This is a genomic window from Cognatazoarcus halotolerans, from assembly GCF_009800965.1.
GTDB classification, from domain to species: domain Bacteria; phylum Pseudomonadota; class Gammaproteobacteria; order Burkholderiales; family Rhodocyclaceae; genus Cognatazoarcus; species Cognatazoarcus halotolerans.
On the sequence record NZ_WUAF01000005.1, the window covers coordinates 114914 to 129110 of the forward strand.

The following is a 14197-nucleotide window of genomic DNA, read 5'->3' on the forward strand; positions in this document are numbered from 1 at the left end:
GCATGCTCCGAAAACTGCTGATCTGTGTGCTCGCATTGTCCGCGTCAGCCTTGCCTGCGCCGGCTGCGGCCGATGACGAAGACCATGACCGAGCGCGCAAGGCACTCGAGGCTGGCGAAATCCTGCCGTTGGCGAAAATTCTGGATCGGTTGCGAGCCGTTTATCCGGGTGATGCACTCGAAGTCGAACTTGAGCGGGACGACAACCGCTGGCTCTATGAAGTCAAGCTCCTGCGATCGGACGGAAAGCTGCTCAAGCTGAAAGTTGATGCTAGGGATGGCGAGGTGATCGGAGCCAAGGATCGCTCGAGATCGGACGAACACTCACAGGGCCGGAAGACGAGATGAGAGTATTGGTGGTCGAGGACGAGCCTACCCTCGCGAGACAACTATTCGATGCGTTGAGCGAAGCTGGTTATGCGGTCGATACGGTGGACAACGGGCGGGATGCATTGCATCTGGGCGAGGAAGAGTCGTTTGATGTGGTCGTGCTGGATCTGGGGCTTCCGGTCATGGATGGACTGACCGTGCTCGGCAGGTGGCGATCTGCCGGCCGTAAGATGCCGGTGCTGGTTCTCACGGCGCGCGATGCATGGCACCAGAAGGTGACGGGGATCGACGCCGGAGCGGACGATTACCTGACCAAACCCTTTCATATGGAAGAGCTCCTCGCTCGCGTCAGGGCACTGATCCGGCGCGCAGGGGGACACGCGAGTGCATTGCTCGAATGCGGGCCGCTGGTGCTCGATAGCCGGACAGGGCGCCTCAGTGTGGATGGCCTCACCATACCGCTCACCAGCCACGAGCTTCGGGTCCTCGGTTATCTCATGCACCATCAGGGCAAGGTCGTCTCACGGACCGAACTGACCGAGCATATTTATGCGCAGGATTTCGATCGCGATTCAAACACGATCGAGGTGTTCATCGCGCGTCTGCGCAAGAAGCTGCCTGAAGGCCTCATCGAGACGGTGCGCGGGCTCGGCTATCGCCTCAACGCACACGCATGAGGGGATCATCGATCGGCGGTGGGTCGTTGCGGCTGCGCCTTCTGGCTGGAAGCCTGCTGTGGCTGCTTGTTGCCTTGTGGTCAGCCGGACTAGTGCTCACCGATTTGTTTCGGGATCACGTCACGCGCCGCTTCGAGGCGGAACTCGATGCGCACCTCAACCAGCTTGCCGCAGTGTTCGAGATGCAATCCGGCGGGGCGGGAAAGCTTGCAATGCCACTGAGCGACCCGCGTTTCCAGAAGCCGTACTCGGGTCTTTACTGGCAGGTTGATGCCGCCGGGGCGGCGAAAGCCGGCCTGCTGCGCTCTCGCTCCCTGTGGGACAGTGTACTTATCGTGCCGAAGGACACGCCCGCGGACGGCGAGCTTCACATGCATCGGGTCCGTGGGCCCGACGGGGCGACGCTGTTGATGCTGGAGCGACTGATTCGCCTCGATGACCCTGTCGCTGCCGGCTTTCGACTCATCGTAGCCGCTGATGTGCGGGGTATGAGTGAGCCGGTTCTGGCCTTTTCGAGAATGCTGACCATTGCGCTGGTGGTGATCGGTGTGGGGCTTGCGGCGGGTGCCCTAATGCAGGTGTGGGTCGGACTGGCGCCATTGAGGAGCATGCGCAGCGCGCTGACCGCGGTGCGCGAGGGCGGGGCCAGACGAGTTGTCGGCCGTTTTCCTGTCGAGGTCCAGCCGCTCGTCGATGAACTCAATACCGTTCTCGCGCATGACGAGGAGCGTGTAGCCCGGGCTCGGACGCAGGCCGGAAATCTGGCGCATGCAGTGAAGACGCCGCTTACCGTATTGGCAAATGCCGCGTCGCGTCAGGAAGGGGCGCTGGCCTTGCTGGTCATGGAGCAGGTGTCGGATGCACGTCGACAGGTCGATTATCATCTGGCGCGTACGCGCGCCGCGGTGGCAGCGAAGACCGGCAGTGCGCATACGCGCGTGCGGCCGGCCCTCGAAGGCCTGGTCCGCGTTCTGATCCGCGCTCATGCGGATCGTGAGGTGTCGATCGATGTGAGCGGTGTGTCTCCCGCACTGGTTTTCCGTGGCGAAGAGCAGGATTTTCAGGAGATGCTGGGGAACCTGCTGGACAATGCTTGCAAATGGGCAAGGCGGAATGTCCGTGTTACTGCCTCCCGTTCGCACCGGCGTCTCATCCTGGTGATCGAAGACGATGGTCCCGGTGTTCGTCCCGACATCCGTGACCACGTGCTCAATCGAGGGGCGAGAGCGGACGAGAAGGTGCCCGGATCCGGACTGGGGCTTTCGATCGTATCGGATCTGGCCGAATTGTATGGCGGTGATCTGCAGCTCGGCGAGGCTGCGATTGGAGGGCTCAAGGTGAGCCTCGAGTTGCCCGGCGAATGAGTTCCCTCGATGGTGCCGATAGAGCGAGATGAGGATCGCTCTGCGGCTTGGGGCCGGTCGGCACACCACACTGTTTGCTTCCGATGTCCGGCCTGCGCTGTATGCACGCTCGTGGCAGGTGGGGGCGAATTGTTGCAGTTCGGGGTCGGTTGTCACATTACTGTCACGGACGCGCTTTAAGCTTCGGGCTTCTCGAATCGGCACCGTCGCCGCCTCGATTCTCATCTCTAAGATTCAGGAGAAATCAATGCTGAAAGCCGTGAGTCGCTCCATTTTCGCCGTGACGGCGGGTGTAGCCCTGGCCACTACCGCCTACGCTGCCGACATTACCGGTGCAGGTGCTTCCTTCCCGGCCCCGGTCTACGCCAAATGGGCGGATGCCTATCAGAAGGCGACCGGTAACAAGCTGAACTATCAGTCGATCGGTTCGGGCGGCGGTATCAAGCAGATCACCGCCAAGACCGTGGACTTCGGAGCATCCGACAAGCCGCTCAAGCCGGAAGATCTCGAAAAGGGCGGTATGGTGCAGTTCCCGACCGTGATCGGCGGTGTCGTGCCGGTGGTGAACGTCGAGGGCATCAAGCCGGGCCAGCTGAAACTGACCGGTGACGTCCTTGCCAACATCTATCTCGGCAAGATCAACAAATGGAACGATCCCGCCATCGTGGCCCTGAACCCGGGTCTCAAGCTTCCTGAACAGGACATCGGCGTGGTTCGTCGTGCCGACGGCTCCGGTACCACCTTCATTTTCACCAACTATCTTTCCAAGGTGAGCGGTGAGTGGAAGGAAAAAGTCGGTGAAGGTTCGTCGGTGCAGTGGCCGTTGGGCCTCGGTGGCAAGGGTAACGAAGGCGTGTCCGCTTTCGTTCAGCGCCTGCCGGGTTCGATCGGCTATGTCGAATATTCCTACGCGCTGCAGAACAAGCTGCCGCACACCCAACTGAAGAACAAGGACGGCGTCTTCGTCCAGCCCGATCAGGCCGCGTTCAAGGCCGCCGCTGCTGGCGCTGACTGGTCCCACAGCTTCTACGAAATCATCACCGAGCAGCCGGGCAAGGCTACGTGGCCGATCAGTGGCGCGACCTTCATCCTGATGCACAAGGTGCAGGACAAGCCCACCCAGGGTACCGAAGTCCTCAAGTTCTTCGACTGGGCCTATGCGAACGGCGACGAGATGGCTTCCAAGCTGGACTACGTGCCGCTGCCCAAGGCTACCGTCGATCTGATCAAGGCCTCCTGGGCGCAGATCAAGGACGCTTCGGGCAAGTCGGTCTACGCAAAATAATTCTGCCCGGTTGCATCGCAGGGGCCGGGGCTGACCCCGGCCTTTTTATGTTACATAGAGGCTGACTCCAATGACTGTCGAGGCTACTGCAGCTCACACCCGGGAACCGATGCCAGCTAAGTCGAAACCAAGCCGCAAACTGGGGAGCCTGCTGTTCGAAGGTACCTCCACCGGTTTTGCCATACTTGCCCTGGTGCTTCTTGCCGGCATCATCGTCGCCCTGACGATCGCATCCTGGCCCAGCATTCGTGCCTTCGGGTTCGATTTCCTGACATCGTCGGAATGGAATCCCCCGGCAGAGCGATTCGGCGCCTTGATCCCGATATACGGCACCGTCGTCAGCTCGATCATTGCTTTGGTGATTGCGGTTCCGGTGAGCTTCGGGATCGCCTTGTTTCTCACCGAGCTTTCCCCGACCTGGCTGCGCCGCCCGCTTGGTACGGCAATCGAGTTGCTGGCCGCGGTGCCCAGTATCGTATTTGGCATGTGGGGCCTGTTGGTGTTTGCTCCGATCTTTGCCAAGTACATCCAGCCGGCGCTCTCCGCGACGCTTGGAAAACTCCCATTCGTCGGTGCGCTCTTCAGCGGCCCCCCGCTCGGTATCGGCCTGCTCTGCGCAGGTTTCATTCTGGCCATCATGATCATTCCGTACATCGCTTCGGTCATGCGAGATGTGTTCGAGGTGACGCCGGTAATGCTCAAGGAATCTGCATACGGCCTGGGCTGCACCACCTGGGAAGTGATGTACCGGGTCGTTCTGCCCTTTACAAAGACAGGCGTGGTCGGCGGCGTGATGCTTGGTCTGGGGCGTGCGCTCGGCGAGACGATGGCGGTCACCTTCGTGATCGGCAACAGCAACTTTCTGTCGTCTCCCTCGCTGTTCATGCCGGGTAACAGCATCACGTCGGCGCTCGCCAACGAGTTTGCCGAAGCAGGACCTGGAATGCATACCTCGGCGCTGATGGAACTCGGTCTGGTTCTGTTCGTGATTACGCTGATCGTGCTGGCCTGCTCGAAGCTGCTTCTGGCCAAGCTGTCCAGCCATGAAGGAGGGCGCTGACCGTGGATCTCAAGACAAAACGGAAATTCACCAACAAGGTGGCGCTGACGCTCTCGGTGGGCACCATGGTGTTCGGGCTGTTCTGGCTGGCGTGGATTCTCTGGACGGTACTGGAGCTAGGTGTCGGGGGGCTCAGTCTCAGCTTGTTTACCGAGATGACGCCGCCGCCGGGCGCAGAACACGGTGGTCTGCTGAACGCCATAGTCGGGAGCCTGATTCTGGTCGGCATGGGTACCCTCATCGGCGCTCCGATCGGTGTTCTTGCTGGGGTCTATCTGGCCGAATACGGCCGTACGACCTTGTTCGGCAAGGTGACCCGATTCGTGAACGATCTGCTGTTGTCCGCGCCATCGATCGTCATCGGCCTGTTCGTTTACGCCCTGATCGTTGCCAACACCGGGAAGTTCTCGGCCTTTTCAGGTGCAGTTGCATTGGCTTTGCTGGTTATCCCGATCGTGATCAGGACCACCGAGAACATGCTGATGCTCGTGCCCGGCACCCTGCGGGAAGCTGCGTTCGCATTGGGCGCTCCCAAGCATGTGGTCATTACGAGGGTGACCTTGCGTGCGGCGCGTTCCGGGGTGGTAACAGGCGTGCTGCTTGCCGTTGCCCGGATTGCGGGTGAAACCGCTCCGCTGTTGTTTACCTCGCTGTCGAACCAGTTCTGGAGCGTGTCGATGAGTGAGCCGATCGCCAGTCTGCCGGTCACGATCTTCCAGTTCGCGATGAGCCCGTTCGAAGACTGGCAGCGCCTGGCATGGGCCGGTGTCCTGTTGATCACGCTTGGAGTCCTCGGCTTGAACATCATCGCCCGCGTTGCGTTGCGTGCAGAAAAACTCAGTTAATACGAGTCCGTCATGGAAAATACCGACAAAGTCATCAGTGGTCCCGCCCAGATCGCATTTCGCAATTTCAACTTCTACTACGGGAATTTTCATGCCCTCAAGAATGTGAATTTCGAAATGGAGAAGCACAAGGTCACCGCCTTCATCGGGCCATCCGGTTGTGGCAAATCGACCTTGCTGAGGACCATCAACAGAATGTACGACCTCTATCCGCACCAGCGGGCGGAGGGCGAAATCCTGCTGAACGGCGAGAATCTGCTCGATCCCAAGGTCGACGTGACCAGTTTGCGCGCACGGGTTGGCATGGTCTTCCAGAAGCCGACTCCTTTCCCCATGTCGATCTACGACAACATCGCATTTGGTGTTGGTCTGCACGAAAAGCTCAACCGTACGGAAATGGACGAACGGGTCGAGTGGGCACTGCGAAAGGCGGCGCTTTGGGGCGAGGTCAAGGACAAACTCAGCCAAAGCGGCATGAGCCTGTCCGGCGGGCAGCAGCAGCGGCTTTGTATCGCCCGTGGCATTGCGGTCAAGCCCGAGGTGGTGTTGCTTGACGAGCCGACCTCTGCGCTTGATCCGATCTCGACCGCCCGGATCGAGGAGCTGATCGATGAGCTGAAAGAAGATTTCACCATCGTCATCGTCACTCACAACATGCAGCAGGCGGCCAGGATTTCTGACTACACTGCGTACATGTACCTTGGCGAGCTGATCGAATTCGGCAATACCGACCAGATCTTCATGAAGCCCAAACAGAAGGCGACCGAAGAGTACATTACCGGCCGGTTTGGCTGAGTTAATGCGTTTGTTTGTTGTCGCACGCCGCCCTCTCGGGCGGTTTTCTCATTGGGGCGATGGAATCAGAGTAAGCGTCCGGCGAATCCATCTTGACCATTACGCCGCGACGGTGGGCCGATCGTCAGACGTTCAGACAGTGGGTTCGAGCTTCCAGTTGTGCGGCAGCAATTCGCCGATGCGGCTGGCGGGCTGGGTCGGCAGCCGGGTGAGGACATCCTTCAGGTATGCGAGCGGGTCGTGGCCGTTGAGCCGTGCCGATTGGATCAGGCTCATCACGGCGGCGGCGCGTTGTCCGGCGCGCAAGCTACCGGCAAATAGCCAGTTCGATCGGCCGATGGCAATCGGCCGGATTCGGTTCTCCACCCAGTTGTTGTCCGCGGGGACGGCCGGATCATCGATGTAGCGCGTCAGTGCCGCCCACCGGTTGAGGCTGTAGTCGATGGCCTTCGCGGTTGCACTGCCGTCGGGCACCTGGCCGCGCCGGGCGATCAGCCAGCGATGCAGCACGTCGGCCGCCGGTCGAGCTTTGTGCCGCCGTAGCCTCAACCGCTCTTCGCGGCTCAGTTCCCGTGCTTCGCGCTCCACCTCGTAGAGCGCGCCAAACAGTTCCAGCGCCTCGCCGGCGATCTGGCTCTTGTGATTGGCCCACAGCGCGTGAAACTTGCGTCTGGCGTGAGCGAGACAGCCCGCTTCGGTGATGCCTGAGGCAAGGAGCGCCTTGTAGCCGCTGTAATCGTCGCAGACCAGCGTGCCGCGCCATGCCCCAAGGAAGGCGGCGGCATGACGTCCGGCGCAGCTCTCGGCAAAGTCGAACACGACCGCCGGGATCATTGAGTACGGTGTCGTGCAGTAGCTCCACAGATAGGCCCGATGCGTCTTGCCATTGCCGGGCTTCAACATCGCCACCGGGGTTTCGTCGGCGTGCAGCACGGCCCGATCGAGCATCTGCGCTTTGAGCGCATCGACCAGCGGCTGCAACTGCACGCCACAGGCGCCAACCCACTGTGCCAGCGTCGAGCGCGGCAGTGCCAGGCCCGCCCGCTCGAAGATCCCTTCCTGGCGATACAGCGGCAGGTGATCGGCGTACTTCGCCACGAGCACCTGGGCGAGCAATCCGGTCGTGTACAGTCCCTTGTCGATGATGTGGGCCGGCACCGGCGCCTGGGTGAGCGTCTCGCAGTGCTTGCACACCCACTTGCCGCGCACATGGCGCTCGACCGTGAATACGCCCGGCGTGTAGTCGAGCTTCTCGGCCACATCTTCGCCGATGCGTTTCATCTGGCAGCCGCAACTGCACTGGGTGTCTTGTGGTTCGTGGTGGATTTCGCGGCGCGCCAGCCCAGGCGGCAAGGGCGTGCGCCTGGGCTTCGCCTTCGCTGCCGACTTCTCCCCGGGGGATGCGAGTTGCTCGAGCTCTTCGGCGATCGCCTCCAGGTCTTCTTCGAGGCTCTCTTCGAGCAGGCTGCGTTGCTCGCCCTGGAAGCGCTCCTGGCGGGCGGCGAACTTCAGGCGCTTGAGCACCGCCATCTCGTGCGTGAGCTTGTCAATGGTGGCCTGCTTGTGGCGCACCTCGGCGAGCAGCCGCTGCGCGAGGGCGCGCACTTCGGTGTCGCTGAGGTGGTCCAACGGGCTGTCGTCGAGCATCACTTGATCATGCCCAATGCCGCCGCATACTGCCATCCGCAGATGCCCGGATTGCTTGTGCTCGCTATACCAGTGTGATCACCGCCGCCTCCCCCAATCGCTGCCAGGGCAGGCCCAGCACGAGGGCGTCGAACTGCGTGCGACTGAGCAGCAACTCGCGCTCCTCGCTCATCGCTGCCCAGGCGAAACGCCCCTGGTGTAGCCGGCGCATCGACAGCCACAGCCCGAGTCCGTCGTGCACGAGCACCTTCACGCGGTTGGCCCGCCGGTTGGTGAAGCAGTAGGCGTGGTGCGGATGCACCGCACCGAAGACTTCGACCACCCGCGCCATCAGGCTGTCCATGCCGGCACGCATGTCCACCGGGGCGACCGCCATCCACACCGCTTCGACGCGAATCATTCAAGCAATGCGCGCAGCCACCGGGCGCAATCATCCGAGCCACTGAGCGGCCAGCGCACTTCGACGCTCAGCGCCCGGCCCTGCAGCGCGATGCGAATATCTGCGTGAGCGTCGCTATCCGCGGCAATGCGCACGGGAACAAACTCGCCCTCAGTGGTGCGCGAGGACGTACGTTGGCTCGTCACCGCCGTGCCCGAACCGGAACCTTGCTCGCGCTCGACGACCCAGCGTCGCAGCAGGTTGGCATTCAGGCCGTTGGCAAGGGCAACGCCGGCGATCGAGACGCCGGGTTGACGGCACTGCGCGACCACCCGTGCCTTGAAGTCGTCGCTGTGACGTCGTCGGCGACGACGTCCGGGTACCGCCTCGGGCAAAGTGTCCATGTGTCCACCAAAAAATAAGTGGACGCGATCCTCTCGCCTGATGACGCCTCAGGGAAGATGAGATGGCCGGACGGTTACGAATCAGAGTCGGTCGCGCGGCGTGGTTGCAGGGCTGCGTTGCTGATTGGCGCCGGGGCGTTCTGTTCCTACGCGGAGCGAATGGCGAAACGTGTGATGAGCCAGTCCGTCGAGGTACTGCCGGAAACAGAAACGCCAGCTTCCGATAGCGGATGCTGGCGTTCTCGTCCCGAATGAAAAGATTCTGCAGCGACTACCAGAGGCGTTCAAGCGCCCGCAGCGCGTCGCGACGAGACAGCTGCCCCACGAGGCGACCTTCCGCAACGACGGGGTAGCACCTGTACGGTGTCCCCAGGAAGAGTTCGATCGCGTCGGTCAATGGGGAACTCGCCTTGATGGTCTTGACGTTCCGGCTCATGAACTGGCTGACCGGGCCTCCCCGCTCTTCATAGTAGGACGCGTTCAGGGCGACCTTGAGGCAATCCTTCTCAGACAGGAAGCCAACCACCGTGCCGGCATCGTCGATGACCGGCGCGCCGCTCAGATGGTGCTCGAACAGTTTGTGTACCGCATCGAGAACCTCGGTGTCCGGTTTGAACGCGAGCGGGTCGCGGGTCATGTAGTCCTTGACCACAAGAGATTGCAACATGCTTACTCCTTTGCCTCGGCTGCGGCCTGCATGCGGGCAAGGCGTTTCGGACAGGGCTTGTCGCAGCCCGCTTCGCATTCAAGGCCCACGGCCCCAAGACCACCGCAACTGCCGCCGATGGGCTTTCGGCCGGCGATGACACCAATGGCCATGCCGAGTACGACGAGGCCGAAAACGGCAAACGTTATCAGAAAGGTACTCACGTCGATCCTCCCAGGGAATGCGCGTGTGTTCAGCCGCCGAAGTCGTCCAGCAGGATGTTCTCCCGCTCGACACCAAGGTCCAGGAGCATGTTGATCACCGCTGAGTTCATCATCGGTGGTCCGCACATGTAGAACTCGCAGTCCTCGGGCGCCGGATGGTCCTTGAGGTAGTTCTCGTAGAGAACGTTGTGGATGAAGCCGGTATAGCCAGTCCAGTTGTCCTCGGGGAGCGGATCGGAGAGCGCCAGGTGCCACTTGAAGTTCGGGTTCTCTGCCTGAAGCTTGTCGTATTCGTCGACATAGAAGGCCTCGCGCATCGAACGGGCGCCGTACCAGAAGCTGATCTTGCGCTTGCTGTGGAGGCGCTTGAGCTGGTCGAAGATGTGCGAACGCATCGGGGCCATGCCGGCGCCGCCACCGATGAAGACCATTTCGGCATCGGTATCACGCGCGAAGAATTCGCCAAACGGCCCGTAGACCGTAACCTTGTCACCCGGCTTGAGATTGAAGACCCAGGAAGACATCTTGCCGGCCGGAATGTCGTCGCGCGAGGGTGGTGGCGAGGCAATCCGGATGTTGAATTTGACAATGCCTTCCTCTTCGGGATAGTTGGCCATCGAGTAGGCACGGATCACCGTCTCGTCGACCTTGGAAACGAAACGCCACATGTTGAACTTGTCCCAGTCCCCATGGAACTTGGGATCGATCTCGAAATCCTTGTAGTTCACAACGTGCGGCGGGCATTCGAGCTGGACATAGCCGCCGGCCCGGAAATCGACCGACTCGCCCTCCGGCAGGCGCAGCGTGAGTTCCTTGATGAAGGTCGCGACATTGGGATTCGATTCGACCGTGCATTCCCATTTGCGAACACCGAAGACCTCCTCCGGGACTTCGATCTTCATGTCCTGTTTCACCGGCGTCTGACACGAGAGGCGCCAGCCCTGCCGTGCCTGCCGTTTGGTGAAATGTGATTCCTCGGTGGGCAGCATCTCTCCGCCGCCGGACTCGACGACGCATTTGCACTGGGCGCAGGTGCCACCGCCGCCGCAGGCCGAGGACAGGAATATGTCGTTGGCAGCCAGCGTTTGCAGCAGCTTGCCACCGGCAGGAACGGTGATGTTCCGTTCATTGTTGATATTGATCGTAACGTCGCCACTCGAGACGAGACGGGCGCGGGCCATGAGGATGAATACCACCAGTGAAAGCACGATGGCGGTGAACATGCCGATGGCGAGGATGATTTCCTGACTGTTCATGTTCGTTTTCCGTCCTTAGAGCTGGACGCCCGAGAAGGACATGAAGCCCAGCGACATCAGCCCGATGGTGATGAAGGTGATGCCCAGGCCCTGAAGACCCTCGGGCACGTCACTGTATTTGAGCTTTTCGCGAATGCCCGCAAGCAAAGCGATCGCGAGCGCCCAGGAAGCGCCCGAGCCAATGCCGTAGACCGTGCTTTCTGCAAGGTTGTAGTCGCGTTCGACCATGAAAAGCGATCCGGCCATGATCGCGCAGTTCACCGTGATGAGCGGCAGGAACACGCCTAGCGCGTTGTAGAGGCTTGGGACGAACTTGTCGAGCAGCATCTCGAGGATCTGTACGATGGCGGCAATGACGCCGATGTACGAAAGCAGCCCGAGGAACGACAGGTCGACATCCGGCAAACCCGCCCAGGCGAGCGCGCCGTCGCGCAGCAGCCAGGTGTAGATCAGGTTGTTTGCCGGTACGGTAATGGTCTGCACGACGATCACTGCGATGCCGAGGCCGATCGCAGTCTCTACCTTCTTCGAGATGGCGATGAAGGTGCACATGCCCAGGAAAAATGCCAGCGCCATGTTCTCGATGAACACGGAGCGGACGAAGAGGCTGATGTAGTGTTCCATGTCAGTAGGCCTCTTGCTCGGAAACCTGCGGCGCCATTTTGAAGGCAGGCTCTTCGACCTGCTCGGTACGCCAGCTGCGCAGCCCCCATATGATCAGGCCGATCAGGAAGAATGCGGACGGCGGCAGCAGCAGCAGGCCATTCGGGACATACCAGCCGCCGTCTTTCGCGAGTTGAAAGATTTCGATGCCAAAGAGCTTGCCGGCACCGAAGAGTTCGCGAATCACGCCAAGAGTCAGCAGCATCGCACTGTAGCCCAGGCCGTTTCCGATGCCGTCGAAGAAGGACAGCATGGGCGGGTTCTGCATTGCGAAGGCTTCCGCGCGTCCCATCACGATGCAGTTGGTGATGATGAGACCGACGAAGACCGATAGCTGTTTGGCCAGTGTGAAGGCATAGGCCTTGAGGATCTGGTCCACCACGATCACCAGCGAGGCGATGATCACCATCTGCACGATCATGCGGATCGAGCTCGGGATCTGATGACGGATCATCGAAATGAAGAGATTCGAGCAGGCCGTCACCAGGGTGAGGGCAATCGACATCACGACCGCCGTCTTGAGGTTGGACGTCACCGCAAGGGCCGAGCAGATGCCGAGGATTTGCAGGCCGATCGGATTGTTCTTGAAGACCGGGTTGAAAAGGACTTCTTTCACTGTGGGCGCGGACATGTCAGACCCCCTGTGTACGTAGTTTCGCGAGATAGTGGCCGAAGCCCTGTTCGCCGAGCCAGAACTGCACGAGGCGGTCGACACCCTTGCTGGTCAGGGTGGCGCCGGCGAGCGCGTCCACCTGATGGATGGCTGATGGGCTGGCTGGATCGACACCGCCTTTGACAATGTGGATCGCGGGTTTGCCGTTGTCATCGAAGAGGGTCTTGCCCGGCCACTGAGCCTTCCACTTCGGGTTATCGACTTCGCCACCGAGGCCGGGGGTCTCGGCATGCTGGTAGAACCCGAGGCCCACCACGGTGTTCAGGTCGCTCTTGATGGCGATGAATCCATGCAGCGTCGACCATAATCCGTAGCCACGGATCGGCAGGATCAGCGAATCGAGTTTGCCGTCCTTCTCAACGGTATAGACCGTGGTGTAACGCTCGCGGCGCTTTATCAGCGCCGGATCCTCTTCACCCGGCAGGGCCTCGGAAAGTTTGGGGTCCTTGGAGGCCTTCAGCGGATCGAAGGTGGCCGGGTTGAATTTGTCGGTGTATTCGCCAGTGTCAAGATCGACGACCTTGGCGGAGATGCGCGAGGCAAAGAGCTCCTTGACCTCGCGCGCGCTCAGCTGGCCGCTGCCAAGGCCGGCAATCGAGAGGATGCTGCGTTGCTTGTCGAGCTGGCGGTTCTCGATCTGTACGGGCTTGAGCGAGACTGCCGCGCCGGCAACGAATACCGAGCTGACAAGGCTGACCGTCAAGGCGACGAGGAGCGTCCGCGTGGTTGATTCCTTCTTAGACATTTCTTGCCAGCCTCCGCTTGATGTTTGCCTGCACCACGAAGTGGTCGATCAGGGGCGCACAGAGGTTGCCGAACAGGATTGCCAGCATCATGCCTTCCGGGAACGCTGGGTTAACGACCCGGATCAGCACGACCATGATTCCAATGAAGGCACCGAATATCCATTTCCCGGTATTTGTCATCGACGCGGAAACCGGGTCGGTGGCCATGAACATCATGCCGAAGGCGAAGCCGCCGACTACCAGGTGCCAGTACCAGGGCATGGCGAACATGGGATTGGTGTCGGAGCCGATGGCATTGAAGAGCAGGCTCATCGCGATCATGCCGATCATCACGCCGAGGACGATCCGCCACGACGCGATCTTCATGATGAGCAGGACCCCGCCGCCGATCAGGATCGCCAGTGCGCTGGTTTCGCCAACCGAGCCGTGGATGGTGCCGAGGAAGGCACTCATCCAGCTGACTCCGCCGCTCACGATCTGATCGACGCCACCAGCCGCCGCGTTGGCGAGCGGTGTTGCACCGGTGTAGCCATCCACGGCGGTCCATACTGCGTCACCCGACATTTGCGCAGGGTAGGCGAAGAACATGAACGCGCGTCCGGTAAGGGCCGGATTGAGGAAGTTCTTGCCGGTGCCGCCGAAGACCTCCTTGCCAATCACCACGCCGAAACTGATGCCGAGCGCGACTTGCCAAAGCGGTACCGAAGGAGGGCAGGTCAGCGCGAAGAGCACCGAGGTCACGAAGAAGCCTTCGTTGACCTCGTGGCGTCGTATCGATGCGAAGAGTACTTCCCAGGCACCCCCGACGACAAAAGTCACGAGATAGATCGGTAGAAAGTAGGCCGCGCCGTGTACGAAGTTGTCCCACACGCTCCCCGGATCGAAGCCGGCCAGCATGCCGATCAGGCCGATCTGCCAGTCCTGCTGGGCGGCCATCAGTTCGGAACTGCCGGCGAGAATCGTGTTGGCCTGGTATCCGACATTCCACATGCCGAAGAACATGGCAGGGAAGGTGCACAGCCAGACGGTGATCATCATCCGCTTGAGGTCCAGGCCATCGCGCACGTGGGCGGTGGTTCGGGTGACCAGGCGGGGGCGGTAGAAGAAAGTATCGACGGCCTCGTAGAGGGCATACCACTTTTCGTGCTTGCCGCCCTTTTCGAAATGATGCTCCAGGCTGTCCAGATATGAACGAAGTGTCATG

Annotated in this window: 17 protein-coding genes; 7 read left to right on the plus strand and 10 right to left on the minus strand. The window is 60.9% G+C overall.

The window, feature by feature from the left end:
* The first annotated feature begins 2 nt into the window (after positions 1 to 2).
* The 7 genes from GQB03_RS08340 to pstB all read left to right on the plus strand — a co-directional run bounded on the left by GQB03_RS08340 (position 3) and on the right by pstB (position 6355).
* Complete coding sequence (locus GQB03_RS08340; RefSeq protein WP_159687334.1) at positions 3 to 347, plus strand: PepSY domain-containing protein; 345 nt, start codon at positions 3 to 5, stop codon at positions 345 to 347.
* Entirely contained in the window at positions 344 to 1006 is a 663-nt protein-coding gene (locus GQB03_RS08345) for a response regulator transcription factor (RefSeq protein ID WP_159687337.1), read from the plus strand. The genes GQB03_RS08340 and GQB03_RS08345 overlap by 4 nt, the downstream gene beginning before the upstream one ends.
* A complete protein-coding gene (locus tag GQB03_RS08350; RefSeq protein ID WP_159687340.1) occupies positions 1003 to 2370 on the plus strand; it encodes an ATP-binding protein in 1368 nt (455 codons plus the stop codon). Before GQB03_RS08345 ends, GQB03_RS08350 begins: the two co-directional genes overlap by 4 nt.
* 247 nt (positions 2371 to 2617) lie before the next feature.
* Complete coding sequence (pstS, locus tag GQB03_RS08355) at positions 2618 to 3655, plus strand: phosphate ABC transporter substrate-binding protein PstS (RefSeq protein WP_200832152.1); 1038 nt, start codon at positions 2618 to 2620, stop codon at positions 3653 to 3655.
* 109 nt (positions 3656 to 3764) lie between these two features.
* Positions 3765 to 4715: a phosphate ABC transporter permease PstC gene (gene pstC, locus GQB03_RS08360; RefSeq protein WP_200832153.1), complete on the plus strand. Its 951-nt coding sequence runs from the start codon at positions 3765 to 3767 to the stop codon at positions 4713 to 4715.
* A gap of 2 nt (positions 4716 to 4717) precedes the next feature.
* Positions 4718 to 5560: a phosphate ABC transporter permease PstA gene (gene pstA / locus GQB03_RS08365; protein ID WP_159687346.1), complete on the plus strand. Its 843-nt coding sequence runs from the start codon at positions 4718 to 4720 to the stop codon at positions 5558 to 5560.
* 12 nt (positions 5561 to 5572) lie between these two features.
* Positions 5573 to 6355, plus strand: coding sequence for a phosphate ABC transporter ATP-binding protein PstB (pstB, locus tag GQB03_RS08370; RefSeq protein WP_159687354.1), 783 nt, complete (start codon positions 5573 to 5575; stop codon positions 6353 to 6355).
* A gap of 132 nt (positions 6356 to 6487) precedes the next feature.
* On the opposite strand, the gene tnpC is transcribed toward pstB, so the two are convergent.
* The 10 genes from tnpC to GQB03_RS08420 form a co-directional block, all read right to left on the minus strand.
* Positions 6488 to 8002, minus strand: a complete 1515-nt coding sequence (tnpC, locus tag GQB03_RS08375) for an IS66 family transposase (protein WP_159687357.1) — start codon at positions 8000 to 8002, stop codon at positions 6488 to 6490.
* A 64-nt stretch (positions 8003 to 8066) separates the two neighbouring features.
* The gene (gene tnpB, locus GQB03_RS08380; protein WP_159687360.1) at positions 8067 to 8402 is read right to left on the minus strand and encodes an IS66 family insertion sequence element accessory protein TnpB; all 336 of its coding nucleotides are present in this window, start codon (positions 8400 to 8402) and stop codon (positions 8067 to 8069) included.
* Positions 8399 to 8785 (minus strand): IS66-like element accessory protein TnpA, encoded by a 387-nt coding sequence (gene tnpA, locus GQB03_RS08385; RefSeq protein WP_159687363.1) that lies wholly within the window; start codon positions 8783 to 8785, stop codon positions 8399 to 8401. The genes tnpB and tnpA overlap by 4 nt, the downstream gene beginning before the upstream one ends.
* A 271-nt stretch (positions 8786 to 9056) precedes the next feature.
* The gene (locus GQB03_RS08390; protein ID WP_159687367.1) at positions 9057 to 9452 is read right to left on the minus strand and encodes a CBS domain-containing protein; all 396 of its coding nucleotides are present in this window, start codon (positions 9450 to 9452) and stop codon (positions 9057 to 9059) included.
* Positions 9453 to 9454: 2 nt separating this feature from the next.
* Positions 9455 to 9655 carry a (Na+)-NQR maturation NqrM gene (nqrM, locus tag GQB03_RS08395; RefSeq protein ID WP_159687370.1) on the minus strand — a complete coding sequence of 67 codons (201 nt, stop codon included), beginning with the start codon at positions 9653 to 9655 and terminating at the stop codon, positions 9455 to 9457.
* Between the two features lie 29 nt (positions 9656 to 9684).
* Positions 9685 to 10911: an NADH:ubiquinone reductase (Na(+)-transporting) subunit F gene (gene nqrF, locus GQB03_RS08400; protein WP_159687373.1), complete on the minus strand. Its 1227-nt coding sequence runs from the start codon at positions 10909 to 10911 to the stop codon at positions 9685 to 9687.
* Between the two features lie 15 nt (positions 10912 to 10926).
* A complete protein-coding gene (nqrE, locus tag GQB03_RS08405) occupies positions 10927 to 11535 on the minus strand; it encodes an NADH:ubiquinone reductase (Na(+)-transporting) subunit E (protein WP_159687376.1) in 609 nt (202 codons plus the stop codon).
* Position 11536: 1 nt separating this feature from the next.
* A complete protein-coding gene (locus tag GQB03_RS08410) occupies positions 11537 to 12205 on the minus strand; it encodes an NADH:ubiquinone reductase (Na(+)-transporting) subunit D (RefSeq protein ID WP_159687379.1) in 669 nt (222 codons plus the stop codon).
* 1 nt (position 12206) lies between these two features.
* Positions 12207 to 12992: a Na(+)-translocating NADH-quinone reductase subunit C gene (locus tag GQB03_RS08415; RefSeq protein WP_159687382.1), complete on the minus strand. Its 786-nt coding sequence runs from the start codon at positions 12990 to 12992 to the stop codon at positions 12207 to 12209.
* Complete coding sequence (locus GQB03_RS08420) at positions 12985 to 14196, minus strand: NADH:ubiquinone reductase (Na(+)-transporting) subunit B (RefSeq protein ID WP_159687384.1); 1212 nt, start codon at positions 14194 to 14196, stop codon at positions 12985 to 12987. The genes GQB03_RS08415 and GQB03_RS08420 overlap by 8 nt, the downstream gene beginning before the upstream one ends.
* Between the last annotated feature and the right edge of the window lies 1 nt (position 14197).

Coding starts and splice junctions, on each gene's coding strand:
- GQB03_RS08340 (WP_159687334.1), top strand. CDS start 3: ATGCTCCGAAAACTGCTGATCTGTGTGCTCGCATTGTCCGCGTCAGCC.
- GQB03_RS08345 (WP_159687337.1), top strand. CDS start 344: ATGAGAGTATTGGTGGTCGAGGACGAGCCTACCCTCGCGAGACAACTA.
- GQB03_RS08350 (WP_159687340.1), top strand. CDS start 1,003: ATGAGGGGATCATCGATCGGCGGTGGGTCGTTGCGGCTGCGCCTTCTG.
- pstS (WP_200832152.1), top strand. CDS start 2,618: ATGCTGAAAGCCGTGAGTCGCTCCATTTTCGCCGTGACGGCGGGTGTA.
- pstC (WP_200832153.1), top strand. CDS start 3,765: ATGCCAGCTAAGTCGAAACCAAGCCGCAAACTGGGGAGCCTGCTGTTC.
- pstB (WP_159687354.1), top strand. CDS start 5,573: ATGGAAAATACCGACAAAGTCATCAGTGGTCCCGCCCAGATCGCATTT.
- tnpC (WP_159687357.1), bottom strand. CDS start 8,002: ATGCTCGACGACAGCCCGTTGGACCACCTCAGCGACACCGAAGTGCGC.
- tnpB (WP_159687360.1), bottom strand. CDS start 8,402: ATGATTCGCGTCGAAGCGGTGTGGATGGCGGTCGCCCCGGTGGACATG.
- tnpA (WP_159687363.1), bottom strand. CDS start 8,785: ATGGACACTTTGCCCGAGGCGGTACCCGGACGTCGTCGCCGACGACGT.
- GQB03_RS08390 (WP_159687367.1), bottom strand. CDS start 9,452: ATGTTGCAATCTCTTGTGGTCAAGGACTACATGACCCGCGACCCGCTC.
- nqrF (WP_159687373.1), bottom strand. CDS start 10,911: ATGAACAGTCAGGAAATCATCCTCGCCATCGGCATGTTCACCGCCATC.
- nqrE (WP_159687376.1), bottom strand. CDS start 11,535: ATGGAACACTACATCAGCCTCTTCGTCCGCTCCGTGTTCATCGAGAAC.
- GQB03_RS08410 (WP_159687379.1), bottom strand. CDS start 12,205: ATGTCCGCGCCCACAGTGAAAGAAGTCCTTTTCAACCCGGTCTTCAAG.
- GQB03_RS08415 (WP_159687382.1), bottom strand. CDS start 12,992: ATGTCTAAGAAGGAATCAACCACGCGGACGCTCCTCGTCGCCTTGACG.
- GQB03_RS08420 (WP_159687384.1), bottom strand. CDS start 14,196: ATGACACTTCGTTCATATCTGGACAGCCTGGAGCATCATTTCGAAAAG.